This is a genomic window from Arenimonas metalli CF5-1 (assembly GCF_000747155.1).
In the GTDB taxonomy this organism is placed as follows: domain Bacteria; phylum Pseudomonadota; class Gammaproteobacteria; order Xanthomonadales; family Xanthomonadaceae; genus Arenimonas; species Arenimonas metalli.
Window position 1 is genome coordinate 1 of the sequence record NZ_AVCK01000037.1, and the last position, 15,665, is coordinate 15,665.

At 65.7% G+C, this 15,665-nt stretch carries 11 protein-coding genes and 1 tRNA gene; all 12 read right to left on the reverse strand.

Translation table 11 applies throughout. From position 1 onward, the window contains the following. Positions 1-69: 69 nt before the first annotated feature. On the reverse strand, positions 70-2,160 hold the full coding sequence (gene fusA, locus N787_RS10810) for an elongation factor G (protein WP_034213871.1): 2,091 nt from the start codon (positions 2,158-2,160) through the stop codon (positions 70-72). A gap of 21 nt (positions 2,161-2,181) precedes the next feature. Further along, positions 2,182-2,649, reverse strand: coding sequence for a 30S ribosomal protein S7 (gene rpsG / locus N787_RS10815; RefSeq protein ID WP_034213873.1), 468 nt, complete (start codon positions 2,647-2,649; stop codon positions 2,182-2,184). Positions 2,650-2,706: 57 nt separating this feature from the next. Then, entirely contained in the window at positions 2,707-3,081 is a 375-nt protein-coding gene (rpsL, locus tag N787_RS10820) for a 30S ribosomal protein S12 (RefSeq protein WP_034213876.1), read from the reverse strand. Positions 3,082-3,290: 209 nt separating this feature from the next. After that, on the reverse strand, positions 3,291-7,499 hold the full coding sequence (gene rpoC, locus N787_RS10825; RefSeq protein ID WP_034213878.1) for a DNA-directed RNA polymerase subunit beta': 4,209 nt from the start codon (positions 7,497-7,499) through the stop codon (positions 3,291-3,293). Between the two features lie 26 nt (positions 7,500-7,525). After that, positions 7,526-11,677 (reverse strand): DNA-directed RNA polymerase subunit beta, encoded by a 4,152-nt coding sequence (gene rpoB / locus N787_RS10830; protein ID WP_034213880.1) that lies wholly within the window; start codon positions 11,675-11,677, stop codon positions 7,526-7,528. A 245-nt stretch (positions 11,678-11,922) separates the two neighbouring features. Continuing rightward, a complete protein-coding gene (gene rplL / locus N787_RS10835; RefSeq protein WP_034213882.1) occupies positions 11,923-12,291 on the reverse strand; it encodes a 50S ribosomal protein L7/L12 in 369 nt (122 codons plus the stop codon). Positions 12,292-12,340: 49 nt separating this feature from the next. Further along, positions 12,341-12,868, reverse strand: coding sequence for a 50S ribosomal protein L10 (rplJ, locus tag N787_RS10840; RefSeq protein WP_034213884.1), 528 nt, complete (start codon positions 12,866-12,868; stop codon positions 12,341-12,343). A gap of 338 nt (positions 12,869-13,206) precedes the next feature. Further along, positions 13,207-13,911: a 50S ribosomal protein L1 gene (gene rplA, locus N787_RS10845; protein ID WP_034213886.1), complete on the reverse strand. Its 705-nt coding sequence runs from the start codon at positions 13,909-13,911 to the stop codon at positions 13,207-13,209. Positions 13,912-13,914: 3 nt separating this feature from the next. Continuing rightward, the gene (gene rplK / locus N787_RS10850) at positions 13,915-14,343 is read right to left on the reverse strand and encodes a 50S ribosomal protein L11 (RefSeq protein ID WP_034213888.1); all 429 of its coding nucleotides are present in this window, start codon (positions 14,341-14,343) and stop codon (positions 13,915-13,917) included. 96 nt (positions 14,344-14,439) lie between these two features. Further along, complete coding sequence (gene nusG / locus N787_RS10855; protein ID WP_034213892.1) at positions 14,440-15,000, reverse strand: transcription termination/antitermination protein NusG; 561 nt, start codon at positions 14,998-15,000, stop codon at positions 14,440-14,442. Between the two features lie 16 nt (positions 15,001-15,016). Further along, the gene (gene secE, locus N787_RS10860; RefSeq protein ID WP_034213890.1) at positions 15,017-15,394 is read right to left on the reverse strand and encodes a preprotein translocase subunit SecE; all 378 of its coding nucleotides are present in this window, start codon (positions 15,392-15,394) and stop codon (positions 15,017-15,019) included. A 65-nt stretch (positions 15,395-15,459) separates the two neighbouring features. Further along, a tRNA-Trp gene (locus N787_RS10865) sits at positions 15,460-15,535 on the reverse strand. Between the last annotated feature and the right edge of the window lie 130 nt (positions 15,536-15,665).

Consider the following 15,665-nt stretch of genomic DNA (forward strand, 5'->3'; position numbering starts at 1 on the left):
GGTGCGCTCAAACTTACCCTTGGACATGACTATCTACCTCTGAATTCTTGGACTGGTTTCTGGAACGGGTCAGGACTTCTTGATGACCTGCTCGGCGATGTTGCTCGGCGCCTCGGCGTAGTGGTCGAACTCCATCGTGAAGGTGGCGCGGCCCTGCGACATCGAGCGCATGGACGTGGCGTAGCCGAACATCTCGCCCAGCGGGACCATCGCGTTGATGACCTTGCCGGACGGCGTGTCGTCGGAGCCCTGCAGCAGGCCGCGACGGCGGCTCAGGTCGCCCATCACGTCACCCATGTAATCCTCGGGGGTGACGACCTCGACCTTCATGATCGGCTCGAGCAGGACCGGGTTGGCCTTCTGGAACGCTTCCTTGAACGCCATCGAGCCGGCGACCTTGAACGCCATTTCGTTGGAGTCGACGTCGTGGTACGAGCCATCCACGGCCTTGATCTTGACGTCGACGACCTGGAAGCCGGCGAGCACGCCGTTCTTCATGGCCTCTTCGATGCCCTTGCCCGCGGCGGTGACGTATTCCTTCGGGACCACGCCGCCGACGATGGCGTTCTCGAACGAGAAGCCGACGCCGCGCTCCTGCGGCTCCATCTCGATGACGATGTGGCCGTACTGGCCGCGACCACCGGACTGGCGCACGAACTTGCCTTCCTGCTTGACCGACTTGCGGATGGTCTCGCGGTAGGCGACCTGCGGCTTGCCGACGTTGGCCTCGACGTTGAACTCGCGCTTCATGCGGTCAACGATGATGTCCAGGTGCAGCTCGCCCATGCCGGCGATGATGGTCTGGCCCGACTCTTCGTCCGTGCGGACGCGGAAGGACGGATCCTCCTGCGCCAGGCGGCCGAGGGCGATGCCCATCTTCTCCTGGTCGGACTTGGTCTTCGGCTCCACGGCCATCGAGATGACGGGCTCCGGGAAGACCATGCGCTCGAGCGTGATCACGTGGTTGAGGTCGCAGAGGGTGTCACCGGTGGTGACGTCCTTCAGGCCGACCGCCGCCGCGATGTCGCCGCAGAGCACTTCCTTGATTTCTTCGCGCTGGTTGGAATGCATCTGCAGCAGGCGGCCGATGCGCTCCTTGCGGCTCTTGGTCGGGCAATAGACCTGGTCGCCGGCGTTGAGCGAACCCGAGTAGACGCGGAAGAAGGTCAGCGAACCGACGAACGGGTCGGTCATGATCTTGAACGCGAGGGCCGAGAACGGCTCCTTGTCGCCCACCTTGCGGGTGACCGGCTTCTCGTCCTCGTCCACGCCGGTGATGGCCGGACGGTCGAGCGGCGACGGCAGGAAGCGGATCACGCCGTCCAGCATCGCCTGCACGCCCTTGTTCTTGAAGGCGGTGCCGCAGAACATCGGGATGATGTCGCAGGTGATCGTGCGCGCACGGATGCCGCCGATGATCTCGTCCTCGGTCAGGTCGCCCTGCTCGAGGTACTTGTCCATCAGCTCTTCCGACGACTCGGCGGCGGCCTCGACCATGAACTCACGGGCGGTCTTGCACTCGTCGAGCAGCTCGGCCGGGATCTCGGCGTACGAGAAGGTGTTGCCCTGGGTCGCCATGTCCCAGACGATCGCCTTCATCTTCAGCAGGTCGACGACGCCCTCGAAGCCGTCCTCGGCGCCGATCGGCACCTGCATCGGGACCGGCGACGCGCCAAGGCGCGACTTCAGCTGGGCCACGACCTTGTTGAAGTTGGCGCCGGTGCGGTCCATCTTGTTGACGAACGCGAGGCGCGGCACGTTGTACTTGTTGGCCTGGCGCCACACGGTCTCGGACTGCGGCTGCACGCCGCCGACCGCGCACAGCACGAACACCGCGCCGTCGAGCACGCGCAGCGAACGCTCGACTTCGATGGTGAAGTCGACGTGCCCGGGGGTGTCGATGATGTTGAAGCGGTGCTGCTCGAACGACTTGTCCATGCCCTGCCAGAAGCAGGTGGTGGCAGCGGACTGGATCGTGATGCCACGCTCCTGCTCCTGCTCCATCCAGTCCATGGTCGCGGCGCCATCGTGCACTTCACCGATCTTGTGGTTCACACCGGTGTAGAACAGGATGCGCTCGGACGTCGTGGTCTTGCCGGCATCGATGTGGGCCATGATGCCGAAGTTGCGGTAACGGTCGATCGGGGTAGTACGGGCCACGGCTGAAATCCTTTTCGTCAGTTACCAGCGGTAGTGCGAGAAGGCCTTGTTGGCCTCTGCCATACGGTGGGTTTCTTCACGCTTCTTGACCGCGCCACCGCGGCTCTCGGAAGCCTCGATCAGCTCGGCGGCCAGCTTGCGCGGCATGGTGTTCTCGCCACGCTTGCGCGCGGAGTCGATCACCCAGCGCATCGCCAGCGCCATGCGGCGCGAGGAGCGGACTTCGACCGGCACCTGGTAGGTGGCGCCGCCGACGCGGCGCGACTTGACCTCGACGGCCGGGGCGACGTTCGCCAGGGCCTTCTCGACCAGCGCGAGCGCGTCGGAGTTCTTCTCGCCGATGACGTCCATGGCGCCGTAGACGATCTTCTCGGCGATCGACTTCTTGCCGGACTTCATGACCATGTTGATGAAGCGCGCGACGACTTCGCTTCCGTGCTTCGGATCCGGGAGGATCGAACGGGTACCGGGAGAACCTTTACGGGACATGATGCTTGCCTAAATTTTGTTGATCGGGTGTCAAGCGCTGCGGATGGAACCGCGCACTCAGGACTTCGGACGCTTGGCGCCGTACTTGGAGCGGCTCTGGCGACGCTTGGCGACGCCGGCGGCGTCGAGCGAGCCACGCACGGTGTGGTAGCGCACGCCCGGGAGGTCCTTGACGCGACCGCCGCGGATCAGCACGACCGAGTGCTCCTGCAGGTTGTGGCCTTCGCCACCGATGTAGGAGATCACTTCGAAGCCGTTGGTCAGGCGCACCTTGGCGACCTTGCGAAGGGCCGAGTTCGGCTTCTTCGGGGTGGTGGTGTACACGCGGGTGCACACGCCACGACGCTGCGGGCAGTTGGCCAGCGCCGGGGAGGCGCTCTTGTAGGTATTGGGCTGACGCGGCTTGCGCACCAGCTGGTTGATCGTCGCCATGCGTTTGGAATCCTGGGTAAAAAGGACACGGCAGGCCGGAAACCGGCCCACCGAGAAGCGGGAGTTTAATTCGCGTTGAATCCCTCTGTCAAACCGATGACAGGGGGATTCGCTGGTTTCCATCGTCCTTGAACCGAACACGAGGGAACGTCCTGTCCCCTCTTTCCGGATGTGGGCAGGCCAGTGGCGGGCCTGCCATCGCTAATGAGTCAGCCTTCGGTACCGGCTTCTTCGTTGGTCTCAGTGGCCGTCGAGACGGCGCGCAAAGTCTCCAGATCAGAGTCAGACAGTTCGGGGGTGGCGGCCTTGCGGCGCTTGTTGTGGTACGCCAGGCCGGTACCCGCCGGAATGAGGCGGCCGACGATAACGTTTTCCTTCAGGCCACGCAAGCTGTCGCGGGTGCCGCGGACGGCCGCCTCGGTCAGCACGCGGGTGGTTTCCTGGAAGGAAGCCGCCGAGATGAACGACTCGGTCGCCAGCGAGGCCTTGGTGATGCCCAGCAGCACCGGCTCGTAGCGGGCCGGCAGCTCGCCCTTGGCGATCGCCTTGGCGTTGTCCTCGACCACGCGGATCCGCTCGGCCTGCTCGCCCGCCATGAAGCGGCTGTCGCCAGCGTCGGTGATCTCGACCTTGCGCAGCATCTGGCGAATGATCGTCTCGATGTGCTTGTCGTTGATCTTGACGCCCTGCAGGCGGTAGACGTCCTGGATTTCCTTCACCAGGTAGGCCGCCAGCGGCTCGACGCCCAGCAGGCGCAGGATGTCCTGCGGGTTCGGCTCGCCGTCCACCACGGTCTCGCCCTTGGCGATGTGCTCGCCTTCGTAAACGATGACCTGGCGGTACTTCGGGATGAGCTCTTCGTGCTCGTTGCCCTCGGCGTCCTTGATGATCAGGCGCTGCTTGCCCTTGGTGTCCTTGCCGAAGCTGATGATGCCGGACACTTCCGCCAGCACGGCCGGATCCTTGGGCTTGCGGGCCTCGAACAGGTCGGCCACGCGCGGCAGGCCGCCCGTGATGTCGCGGGTCTTCGAGGCTTCCTGCGGCACCTTGGTCACCACGTCGCCCACGCCGACGGCGGCGCCGTCCTGCAGGTTGACGATCGAGCGCGGCGGGAGCAGGTACTGCGCCGGCAGGTCGGTGCCCGGGATGTTGAGGTCCTTGCCGTTCTTGTCGACGATGCGCACGACCGGGCGCAGGTCCTTGCCCTGCGAGCCACGGCGCTTGGGATCGGTGATCTCGCGCGAGGCCAGGCCGGTCAGTTCGTCGGTCTTCTCGATGACGGTGACGCCGTCGACGAAGTCCACGAAGCGGACGAAGCCGGCCACTTCCGACACGATCGGGTGGTTATGCGGATCCCAGTTGGCGACGGTCTTGCCGGCCTTGACCTCTTCGCCGTCCTTGACGTTGATCACGGCGCCGTACGGGAGCTTGTAGCGCTCGCGCTCGCGGCCGTGGTTGTCGAGGACCGACAGTTCGCCCGAGCGGGACACCGCGACCAGGTGGCCGTTGGCGTGCTGCACGTGCTTGAGGTTGTTGAACTTCACCGCGCCGGTGGTCTTGACCGTGATGTTGTCCACGGCGGCCGCACGCGAAGCCGCGCCGCCGATGTGGAAGGTACGCATGGTCAGCTGGGTGCCGGGCTCGCCGATCGACTGCGCCGCGACGACGCCGACGGCCTCGCCGTGGTTGACGATGTGGCCGCGGGCCAGGTCACGGCCGTAGCAGTGGGCGCAGATGCCGAAGGTGCTGTCGCAGGTGATCGCGGAGCGGACCTTGATGGACTGCACGCCGGCGGCCTCGAGCTTGTCGACCCAGGCCTCGTCCAGCAGCGTGTTGCGGGTGACGATCGGATCCTCGTCGTTGCCCGGCAGGTACACGTCCTCGGCCACGATGCGGCCCAGCACTCGGTCGCGCAGCGGCTCGACGACGTCACCACCCTCGACGATCGGGGTCATGGTGAGGCCGTTCATGGTGCCGCAGTCGGACTCGGTCACCACCACGTCCTGGGCGACGTCGACCAGGCGGCGGGTGAGGTAACCGGAGTTCGCGGTCTTCAGCGCGGTGTCCGCGAGGCCCTTTCGGGCGCCGTGGGTCGAGATGAAGTACTGCAGCACGTTCAGGCCTTCACGGAAGTTCGCCGTGATGGGCGTCTCGATGATCGAGCCGTCGGGCTTGGCCATCAGGCCGCGCATACCCGCCAGCTGGCGGATCTGGGCCTGCGAACCACGCGCGCCGGAGTCGGCCATGATGTAGACGGAGTTCATCGACTTCTGGTCGATGACCTCGCCCTTGGCGTTGGTCACCTTCTCGGTGCCGATGGCTTCCATCATCGCCTTGGCCACGCGCTCGTTCGTGCGCGACCAGATGTCGACGACCTTGTTGTAGCGCTCGCCGGCGGTGACCAGGCCGCTCTGGTACTGCTCCTGGATCTCCAGCACCTCGGACTCGGCCTCGGCCAGGATGCCCTTCTTCTCGTCCGGGATGATCATGTCGTCGATGCCGATCGACACGCCCGCGCGGGTGGCGTAGGAGAAGCCGGTGTACATCAGCTGGTCGGCGAAGATCACCGTGTGCTTCAGGCCCAGCATGCGGTAGCAGGTGTTGATCAGGCGGCTGATGTTCTTCTTGGTCAGCTCGGTGTTGGCCAGCGAGAACGGCAGGCCGGCCGGCAGGATCTCGGCCAGCAGCGCGCGGCCGATCGTGGTGTCCACGATCGAGGTCTTCTCGGTGCGCTCGCCCTGCTCGTCCACCTCGACGTGCTTGAGGCGGACCTTCACCTTGGCGTGCAGCTCGACGACGCGGTTGTCGTAGGCTCGCTTCACCTCGGCGACGTTGGCGAACACCATGCCCTCGCCCTTCTTGTTCTCGAGCGCGCGGGTCATGTAGTACAGGCCCAGGACGACGTCCTGGGTCGGCACGATGATCGGCTCGCCGTTGGCGGGCGACAGGATGTTGTTCGACGACATCATCAGGGCGCGCGCTTCCAGCTGGGCCTCGAGGCTCAGCGGGACGTGCACGGCCATCTGGTCACCGTCGAAGTCGGCGTTGAACGCGGTGCAGACCAGCGGGTGCAGCTGGATGGCCTTGCCCTCGATCAGCACCGGCTCGAACGCCTGGATGCCGAGGCGATGCAGGGTCGGGGCGCGGTTGAGCAGCACCGGGTGTTCGCGGATCACCTCTTCCAGGATGTCCCAGACCTCGGCCGACTCGCGCTCGACCAGCTTCTTGGCGGCCTTGATCGTCGTGGCGAGGCCACGGCGCTGCAGCTTGGCGAAGATGAAGGGCTTGAACAACTCGAGCGCCATCTTCTTCGGCAGGCCGCACTCGTGCAGGCGCAGGGTCGGGCCGACCACGATGACGGAACGGCCGGAGTAGTCCACGCGCTTGCCGAGCAGGTTCTGGCGGAAACGGCCCTGCTTGCCCTTGATCATGTCGGCCAGCGACTTGAGCGGGCGCTTGTTGGTGCCGGTGATGGCGCGGCCGCGGCGGCCGTTGTCCATCAGGGCGTCCACCGACTCCTGCAGCATGCGCTTCTCGTTGCGCACGATGATGTCGGGCGCGTTGAGCTCGAGCAGGCGCTTGAGGCGGTTGTTGCGGTTGATGACGCGGCGGTACAGGTCGTTCAGGTCGGAGGTCGCGAAGCGGCCGCCGTCCAGCGGGACCAGCGGACGCAGGTCGGGCGGCAGCACCGGCAGGACGGTCATGACCATCCACTCCGGGCGGTTGCCGGACTCGATGAACGCTTCCATCAGCTTGATGCGCTTGGTGAGGCGCTTGAGCTTGGTCTCGGAGTTGGTCGACGCGATCTCTTCCTTGAGGCGCAGCAGCTCGGCGCTCAGGTCGATGGTGCGCAGCAGGTGGTAGACCGCCTCGGCGCCCATCAGGGCGTCGAAGTCGTCGCCGTGCTCCTGGCGCGCGGTCAGGAACTGCTCTTCGGTGAGCAGCTGGCCGCGGTCGAGCGTGGTGAGGCCCGGCTCGATGACCACGTAGGCCTCGAAGTACAGGATGCGCTCGATGTCACGCAGGGTCATGTCCAGCATCAGGCCGATGCGCGAGGGCAGCGACTTGAGGAACCAGATGTGCGCGGTCGGCGACGCCAGCTCGATGTGGCCCATGCGCTCGCGACGGACCTTGGCCAGGGTGACCTCGGTGCCGCACTTCTCGCAGACCACGCCGCGGTGCTTCATGCGCTTGTACTTGCCGCACAGGCACTCGTAGTCCTTGATCGGGCCGAAGATGGCGGCGCAGAACAGGCCGTCGCGCTCGGGCTTGAAGGTGCGGTAGTTGATGGTTTCCGGCTTCTTCACTTCGCCGAACGACCAGCTGCGGATCAGGTCCGGCGAAGCCAGGCCGATCTTGATGCCGTCGAAATCCAGCGACTGACGCTGCTGGTTGAACAGATTAAGTAGGTCTTTCATTTGATTCTCCTGTTCTCAGCGCCAGATCACTGCTCTTCCAGTTCGATGTTGATGGCGAGGGAGCGGATCTCCTTCACCAGCACATTGAACGATTCCGGCATGCCGGCCGTCATTTCGTGCTCGCCGTCGACGATGTTCTTGTACATCTGGTTGCGGCCCTGCACGTCGTCGGACTTCACCGTCAGCATTTCCTGCAGGGTGTAGGCCGCGCCGTAGGCTTCCAGCGCCCAGACTTCCATCTCGCCGAAGCGCTGGCCGCCGAACTGCGCCTTGCCGCCCAGCGGCTGCTGGGTGACGAGCGAGTACGGACCGGTCGAACGCGCGTGCATCTTGTCGTCAACCAGGTGGTTGAGCTTGAGCATGTGCATGTAGCCGACGGTGACCGGGCGGTCGAACGCCTCGCCGGTGCGGCCGTCGTGCAGGATGGTCTGGCCGCTCTCCGGGAGGTCGGCCAGCTTCAGCATGGCCTTGATCTCGGACTCGGCCGCGCCGTCGAACACCGGGGTGGCCATCGGCACGCCGTCGGTGAGGTTCTGGGCGAGGACCAGCAGTTCCTTGTCGCTGATCTGCGACATGTCCACGCGCTCGCCGGCGAGCTTGCGGTCATGGTTGTAGATCTGGTCGAGGAACTTGCGCAGGTCGGCGACCTTCTCCTGGGCCTCGAGCATGCGCTGGATCTTCTGGCCCAGGCCCTTGGCGGCCCAGCCCAGGTGAACTTCCAGCACCTGGCCGATGTTCATTCGGCTCGGCACGCCCAGCGGGTTGAGCACGATGTCGACGGTCTGGCCGTCGGCCATGTACGGCATGTCCTGCACCGGGACGATGGTGGACACGACGCCCTTGTTGCCGTGGCGGCCGGCCATCTTGTCGCCCGGCTGGATGCGGCGCTTCACGGCCAGGTAGACCTTGACCATCTTGAGCACGCCCGGGGCCAGGTCGTCGCCGGCGGTGATCTTGCCGCGCTTGTCCTGGAACCGCTTCTCGAACTCCTTCTCGTGCGCCTCGACCTGCTTCTGGGCGCGCTCGATCAGCTCGGCCGCGTCCTCGTCCTTCATGCGGATCGAGAACCAGTCGTCCTTCTTCAGCGAATCGAGGTACTCGCCGGTGATCTCGGTGCCCTTCTTGAGGCCGTTCGGGCCGCCGTTGGCGACCTTGCCGATCAGCAGGCCGCGCAGGCGGGCGAAGATCGCGCCCTCGAGGATGCGGAACTGGTCGTCGAAGTCCTTCTTGACGCGCTTGATCTCGGTTTCCTCGATCTGGCGCGCGCGCTTGTCCTTCTCGATGCCGTCGCGGGTGAAGACCTGCACGTCGATGACGGTGCCGTCCATGCCCGGGGGCACGCGCAGCGAGCTGTCCTTAACGTCGCTGGCCTTCTCGCCGAAGATGGCGCGCAGGAGCTTCTCTTCCGGGGTCAGCTGGCTCTCGCCCTTCGGCGTGACCTTGCCGACCATGATGTCGCCGGCGCGCACTTCGGCGCCGATGTACACCACGCCCGACTCGTCCAGGCGGCCCAGGGCCTGCTCGGACACGTTCGGGATGTCGGCGGTGATTTCCTCCGGCCCCAGCTTGGTGTCGCGGGCAACGCAGGTCAGCTCTTCGATGTGGATCGTGGTGTAGCGATCCTGCTCGACCACGCGCTCGGAGAGCAGGATCGAGTCCTCGAAGTTGTAGCCGTTCCACGGCATGAACGCGACCAGCATGTTCTGGCCCAGGGCCAGCTCGCCGATGTCGGTGGACGGGCCGTCGGCCAGCACGTCGCCGCGGGCGACGCGGTCACCCACCTTCACCAGCGGGCGCTGGTTGATGCAGGTGTTCTGGTTGGAACGGGTGTACTTGACCAGCGTGTAGATGTCGACGCCGGCGTCGTTGTCGTGGATCTCGTCCTCGTTGGCACGGACCACGATGCGGCCCGCGTCGACCTGGTCGATCACGCCGCCGCGCTTGGCGTTGACGGTGACGCCGGAGTCGCGCGCCACGGCGCGCTCGATGCCGGTGCCGACCAGCGGCTTCTGCGACCGCAGGGTCGGGACGGCCTGGCGCTGCATGTTCGCACCCATCAGGGCGCGGTTGGCGTCGTCGTGCTCGATGAACGGGACGAGCGCGGCCGCGACGGACACCGACTGCATGGGCGAGACGTCCATGTAGTGGATTTCCGACGGCGGCTTGAGCAGGGTCTCGGCCTGGAAGCGGCAAGGCACGAACGGGGCCTGGAAGCTGCCGTCCTTGTTGAGCTCGGCGTTGGCCTGGGCGATCGCGTACTCATGCTCTTCGATGGCCGACAGGAACTCGACCTGGTCGGTGACCTTGCCGTCCACGACCTTGCGGTACGGGGTCTCGAGGAAACCGTACTTGTTGCTGCGGGCGTACACGGCCAGCGAGTTGATCAGGCCGATGTTCGGGCCTTCCGGCGTCTCGATGGTGCAGACGCGGCCGTAGTGGGTCGGGTGCACGTCGCGGACTTCGAAGCCGGCGCGCTCGCGGGTCAGGCCGCCCGGGCCAAGGGCCGACACGCGGCGCTTGTGGGTGACTTCCGAGAGCGGGTTGTTCTGGTCCATGAACTGCGACAGCTGCGACGAACCGAAGAACTCCTTGATCGCGGCGGCCACCGGCTTCGCGTTGATCAGGTCCTGCGGGGTCAGGCCATCGGACTCGGCCAGCGACAGGCGCTCCTTGACGGCGCGCTCGACGCGGACCAGGCCGACGCGGAACACGTTCTCGGCCATTTCGCCGACCGAACGCACGCGGCGGTTGCCCAGGTGGTCGATGTCGTCCACGACGCCGCGGCCGTTGCGGATCTCGCAAAGGGTCTTGATGACGTCGAGGATGTCCGAGCTCGCGCCCAGGTCCTTGACCAGGTTCTTCGCGATCTCGTCGTTGCGCTCGCCGAAGTACTTCGAGTCGTACAGCACCGGGGCGCCGGTGACTTCCTTGCGGCCGACGCGGCGGTTGAACTTCATCCGGCCCACGCCGGAGAGGTCGTAGCGCTCGAAGGTGAAGAACAGGTTGTAGAACAGGTTCTGCGCGGCGTCCTTGGTGGGCGGCTCGCCCGGGCGCATCATGCGGTAGATCTCGACCAGGGCCTCGAGCTGGGTCTTGGTCGGGTCGATGCGCAGGGTGTTGGAGATGTACGGGCCGCGGTCGAGGTCGTTCACCCACAGGGTGCCGATCACGTCCACGCCGGCCTTGCGCATCTTGGCGACGTTGGCTTCGTTGAGCTCTTCGTTGGCCAGGGCCAGCACTTCGCCGGTCTTGGTGTCGATCACGTCGTGGCTGAGGATGCGGCCGTACAGGTATTCGTCCGGCACCGCGAGGGTGTCGACCTTGGCCTGCTCGAGCTGCTTCACGTGGCGCGCGGTGATGCGCTTGCCGGCCTCGACGATGACCTTGCCGCCGACCACGAGGTCGAAGTTCAGGGTCTCGCCGCGCAGGCGCTCGGCCACGAGCTCGAGCTCGACGCCGTCCTGCTTGGCGATGTGGAAGGTGTTGACCTCGAAGAAGATCTTCAGGATCTCTTCGTTGTTGTAGCCCAGCGCGCGCAGCAGGATGGTGACCGGCAGCTTGCGGCGGCGGTCGATGCGGGTGAACACGGCGTCCTTCGGGTCGAACTCGAAGTCGAGCCAGGAGCCGCGGTAGGGAATGATGCGGGCCGAGTACAGCAGCTTGCCCGAGCTGTGGGTCTTGCCGCGGTCGTGGTCGAAGAACACGCCCGGCGAACGGTGCAGCTGCGAGACGATGACGCGCTCGGTGCCGTTGACGATGAAGGTGCCGTTGTCGGTCATCAGGGGCAGCTCGCCCATGTAGACCTCCTGCTCCTTCACGTACTTGATGGCCTTGGTCGACGACTCGCGGTCGTAGATGACCAGGCGCACGGTGACGCGCAGCGGGGCGCCGTAGGTGAGGCCACGGTTGCGGCACTCGCGCTCGTCGAACGGCGGCTCGCCGAGCTTGTAGCTGACGTACTCCAGGGCGGCATTGCCGGAGTAGCTGGTGATCGGGAACACCGACTTCAGGGCGGCGTGCAGGCCGCGGTCGTCGCGCTGGCCGGACAGGGCGTATTCCTGCAGGAACTCGCGGTACGAGTCCATCTGGATCGCCAGCAGGTACGGCACTTCAAGGACCTGCCGGCGCTTGCCGAAGTCCTTGCGGATACGCTTCTTTTCGGTGAAGGAGTACGTCATGGTGAGCTACCGCCTCGGGTATCTGTGGGCCGCGCGTCCGCGGTCCCGGGGGGAACGTCAAACTGCCAGTTGGAAGTCGCTGGTATTGCCGGCACCAGCACGCCTTCTCCCGCTACTTCCAACTGGCAACTCGGTATCAGTTGCTGGCCTTTCGCCGTCCCGTGCCGCTGGAACGGCCAAAGGCCGGGGGCTTTCGCCCCCAGCCTCAGGTGGTCGCCAATACCAACCGGCGACTCAATTGAGGATTACTTGAGCTCGACCGTCGCGCCGGCCGCCTCGAGTTCCTTCTTGAACTTCGCGGCGTCGTCCTTCGACACGGCGTCCTTCACGATGCCGGTGGCCTCGACGAGGTCCTTGGCTTCCTTCAGGCCCAGGCCGGTGATGGCGCGGACGGCCTTAATCACTTCGACCTTCTTCTCGCCGGCAGCCTTCAGGATGACGGTGAACTCGGTCTGCTCCTCGACCACGGCGGCCGGACCGGCGGCGACGGCAACCGCGACCGGGGCGGCGGCGGTGACGCCGAACTTCTCTTCGATGGCCTTGACCAGCTCCATCACTTCCATCAGGGTCTTGCCGGCGACGGCTTCGACGATCTGCTCGTTGGAAAGGGACATTGTGTTTACCTCTGGATAATTTTCTGGAAAGGAAAGGTTTGGTCGACGCTTAGGCGGTTTCGGCGACGGCTTCGGGGGCGGCTTCGCCACCACCCTGCTTGTCGGCGACGGCCTTGACCGCACGGGCGAACATCGTCGCCGGCTCGGCCAGGACGCGGGCCAGCATGGCAAGCGCCTGCTCGCGGGTCGGCAGCGAGGCGAGAACCTCGACGTGCGAGCCCGGGAAGGTCTTGCCACCGATCGAAACGACCTTGGCCTGCAGCTTGTCGTTGCCCTTGGCGAATTCCTTGATCAGACGACCGGCGGCGCCGGGGTCTTCCATCGAGAACGCGTACAGCAGGGGGCCCACCAGGGCGTCCTTGCTGGACTCGAATTCAGTGCCGGCGACGGCGCGGGTAGCCAGGGTGTTCTTGACGACTTTCAGGAACACACCGGTTTCGCGCGCCTTCTTGCGCATCGCGGTCATCTGCGACACGGTCGTGCCGGCGTACTCGGCGGCGACCAAGGAGTGTGCCTTCGAGGCGACTTCTGCCAGCTCGGTGACCACTACTTGTTTCTGGGACAGATTGAGAGCCATTGCACTCCTCCAATAGGACTCCGCTCGCGGCTCCTGCCACTTGCGGTCTTGGGCGGCACCGTTCCATCGGCGCCGGGGACGCGGATGCGTCCCGGTGGTGGCCGTTTCCAGAATGATTTCCAGAAGGCGGCACCATCTACGCAGGCCCGTCTTCTCGCGAAGTCCGGATTAAGCGATCCCGCTTGTGGCGACGGCGAATCCTTGCCAGTCGTGCTTCCGTGCCCGACGTCACCACGCGCTGACCGCACCTGCGGTCTTTGATGGCTCCGGCGGGACGCGTTCCCACCGGTGCCTTCAAAATCGTCCGCCCGGGACGCGTCCCGGGCGGCGTGTTCGGTTTACTTGGCCAGCGACAGCGAGGACGGGTCGACGACCACGCCGACGCCCATCGTCGAGCTCAGGGAGATCTTCTGCAGGTACTGGCCCTTGGACGTGGCCGGCTTGGCCTTGACCAGGTCGCCCAGCAGGGCGTGCAGGTTGTTCTTCAGGGCTTCCGCCTCGAAGTTGGCCTTGCCGATCGTGCAGTGGATGATGCCGGCCTTGTCGGTGCGGTAACGCACCTGGCCCGCCTTGGCGTTGCGCACGGCGCCGGCGGCGTCCGGCGACACGGTGCCGACCTTCGGGTTCGGCATCAGGCCGCGCGGGCCGAGCACCTGGCCGAGCTTGCCGACCACGCGCATGGCGTCCGGCGTCGCGATCACGACGTCGTAGTTCAGGTCACCGGCCAGCATCTTGTCGGCCAGCTCGTCCATGCCGACCACGTCGGCACCCGCGGCCAGGGCCTCGTCGGCCTTGGCGCCGGCCGGGCAGAACACCGCCACGCGCACCGACTTGCCGGTACCGGCGGGCAGCACGGTCGAACCGCGCACCTGCTGGTCGGACTTCTTGGCGTCGACGCCGAGGCGGACGGCGACGTCCACGGACTCGACGAACTTGGTCTTGGAGTTCGACTGGATCAGCTTCAGGGCGTCGTCCAGCGAATAGGCCTTGCCCGGGGTGACCAGGGTCTGGAGGTTCTTGTAACGCTTCGAGATACGTGCCATGTCTTAGCCCTCCACCACGAGACCCATCGAACGGGCGCTGCCCGCGATGGTGCGAACGCCGGCTTCCAGGGAGGCGGCCGTGAGGTCGGCTTCCTTGGCCTTGACGATGTCTTCGAGCTGCTTGCGGGTGACCTTGCCCACCTTCTCGGTGTTCGGTCGCTTGGAGCCCGAGGTCAGGCCGGCGGCCTTCTTGAGCAGCACGGTGGCCGGGGTGCTCTTGGTGATGAAGGTGAAGGTGCGGTCCGAGTACGCGGTGATGATCACCGGCGTCGGGAGGCCCGGCTCCAGCTTGGAGGTCGCGGCGTTGAACGCCTTGCAGAACTCCATGATGTTCAGGCCGCGCTGGCCCAGGGCCGGGCCGACGGGCGGCGAGGGGTTGGCCTGGCCGGCCTTCACCTGCAGCTTGATGTAACCAACTACTTTCTTAGCCATTGTCTTCTCTCCGGGTGCAAGCGCCTGTTGTCAGGCTCCCCATCGTGCCGGGTGGAATGCGTGCCCCGGCTTTACACGTTGTCGCGAAACCTCGCGTCAGGCCTTCTCGACCTGCCCGAACTCCAGCTCCACCGGGGTGGAACGGCCGAAGATCAGCACCGCCACGCGCAGGCGGCTCTTCTCGTAATTGACTTCCTCGACCACGCCGTTGAAGTCGTTGAACGGACCCTCGGTGACGCGGACCATCTCGCCCGGCTCGAACAGGACCTTGGGCTTGGGCTTGTCCACGCCGTCCTGGACGCGGCGGAGGATGACGTCCGCCTCGCGGTCCTGGATCGGCAGCGGGCGCTCGGCGGTGCCGCCGATGAAGCCCATGACCTTGGGGGTTTCCTTGATCAGGTGCCAGCTGTCGTCGTCGATGCGGGGGATGCCGCCGTCCTCGTGCGTCTCGATCTGCACCAGCACGTAGCCGGGGAAGAACTTGCGCTCGGACTTGCGCTTCTGGCCACCGCGCATCTCGATGACTTCCTCGGTCGGCACCAGCACCTGGCCGAACTTGTCCTGCATCTCGGCGCGCGCGATGCGCGTATCCAGCGCGCGCTGCACCTGATGCTCGAAGCCCGAGTAGGCGTGGACGACATACCAGCGCTTGGCCACGTTCAATAACTCCTAATTAGCCCAGCAAGAGCCGGATCAGCCACGAAATAACGAAATCGAAGGCCGAGAGGATCAGGCTGACGATCACCACCACGACGAGGATGACGCCGGTGATCTTCCGGGTCTCCTGCGTGGTCGGCCACACCACCTTGCGCAGCTCGAACAGGGACTCGGAGGCGAACTCGCGGACCTGGCGGCCCTTGGCGGTCAGCGCCATGACGGCGGCCGCGGCGACCACGCCGGCGGCGGCGACCAGGCCACGCACCGGGCCCGGCCACTGGCTGAACCAGTAGAACGCGACGATGCCGCCCACGACGAGCGCGGCGGCAAGGACGTACTTCGCGACGTCGGCGGCGGTGACCGCCTGTTCTGCTTGATCGACCTTCGTGTTCATCAGCTCTTGCCCGGCTCGAGCCGGTTGGGGGTCGCGGCTCCCTCGGGAAACACGACCAGTGCGGGTGGCGCGCCAGGTAGGACTCGAACCTACAACCTGCGGTTTTGGAGACCGCTGCTCTGCCAGTTGAGCTACTGACGCATTGGCATCTCTAAACGGGCGATGGCGGACCGCTTCCGGCCCGCCATTCCCCTGCCCGCCCGGCCTTCGCCGAACGGGCGGACCTTCTTACTTGATGACCTTGGCAACCACGCCGGCGCCGACGGTGCGG

Coding starts and splice junctions, on each gene's coding strand:
- rpsL (WP_034213876.1), bottom strand. CDS start 3,081: ATGGCGACGATCAACCAGCTGGTGCGCAAGCCGCGTCAGCCCAATACC.
- rpoC (WP_034213878.1), bottom strand. CDS start 7,499: ATGAAAGACCTACTTAATCTGTTCAACCAGCAGCGTCAGTCGCTGGAT.
- rpsG (WP_034213873.1), bottom strand. CDS start 2,649: ATGTCCCGTAAAGGTTCTCCCGGTACCCGTTCGATCCTCCCGGATCCG.
- rpoB (WP_034213880.1), bottom strand. CDS start 11,677: ATGACGTACTCCTTCACCGAAAAGAAGCGTATCCGCAAGGACTTCGGC.
- rplA (WP_034213886.1), bottom strand. CDS start 13,911: ATGGCACGTATCTCGAAGCGTTACAAGAACCTCCAGACCCTGGTCACC.
- rplJ (WP_034213884.1), bottom strand. CDS start 12,868: ATGGCTCTCAATCTGTCCCAGAAACAAGTAGTGGTCACCGAGCTGGCA.
- secE (WP_034213890.1), bottom strand. CDS start 15,394: ATGAACACGAAGGTCGATCAAGCAGAACAGGCGGTCACCGCCGCCGAC.
- rplL (WP_034213882.1), bottom strand. CDS start 12,291: ATGTCCCTTTCCAACGAGCAGATCGTCGAAGCCGTCGCCGGCAAGACC.
- rplK (WP_034213888.1), bottom strand. CDS start 14,343: ATGGCTAAGAAAGTAGTTGGTTACATCAAGCTGCAGGTGAAGGCCGGC.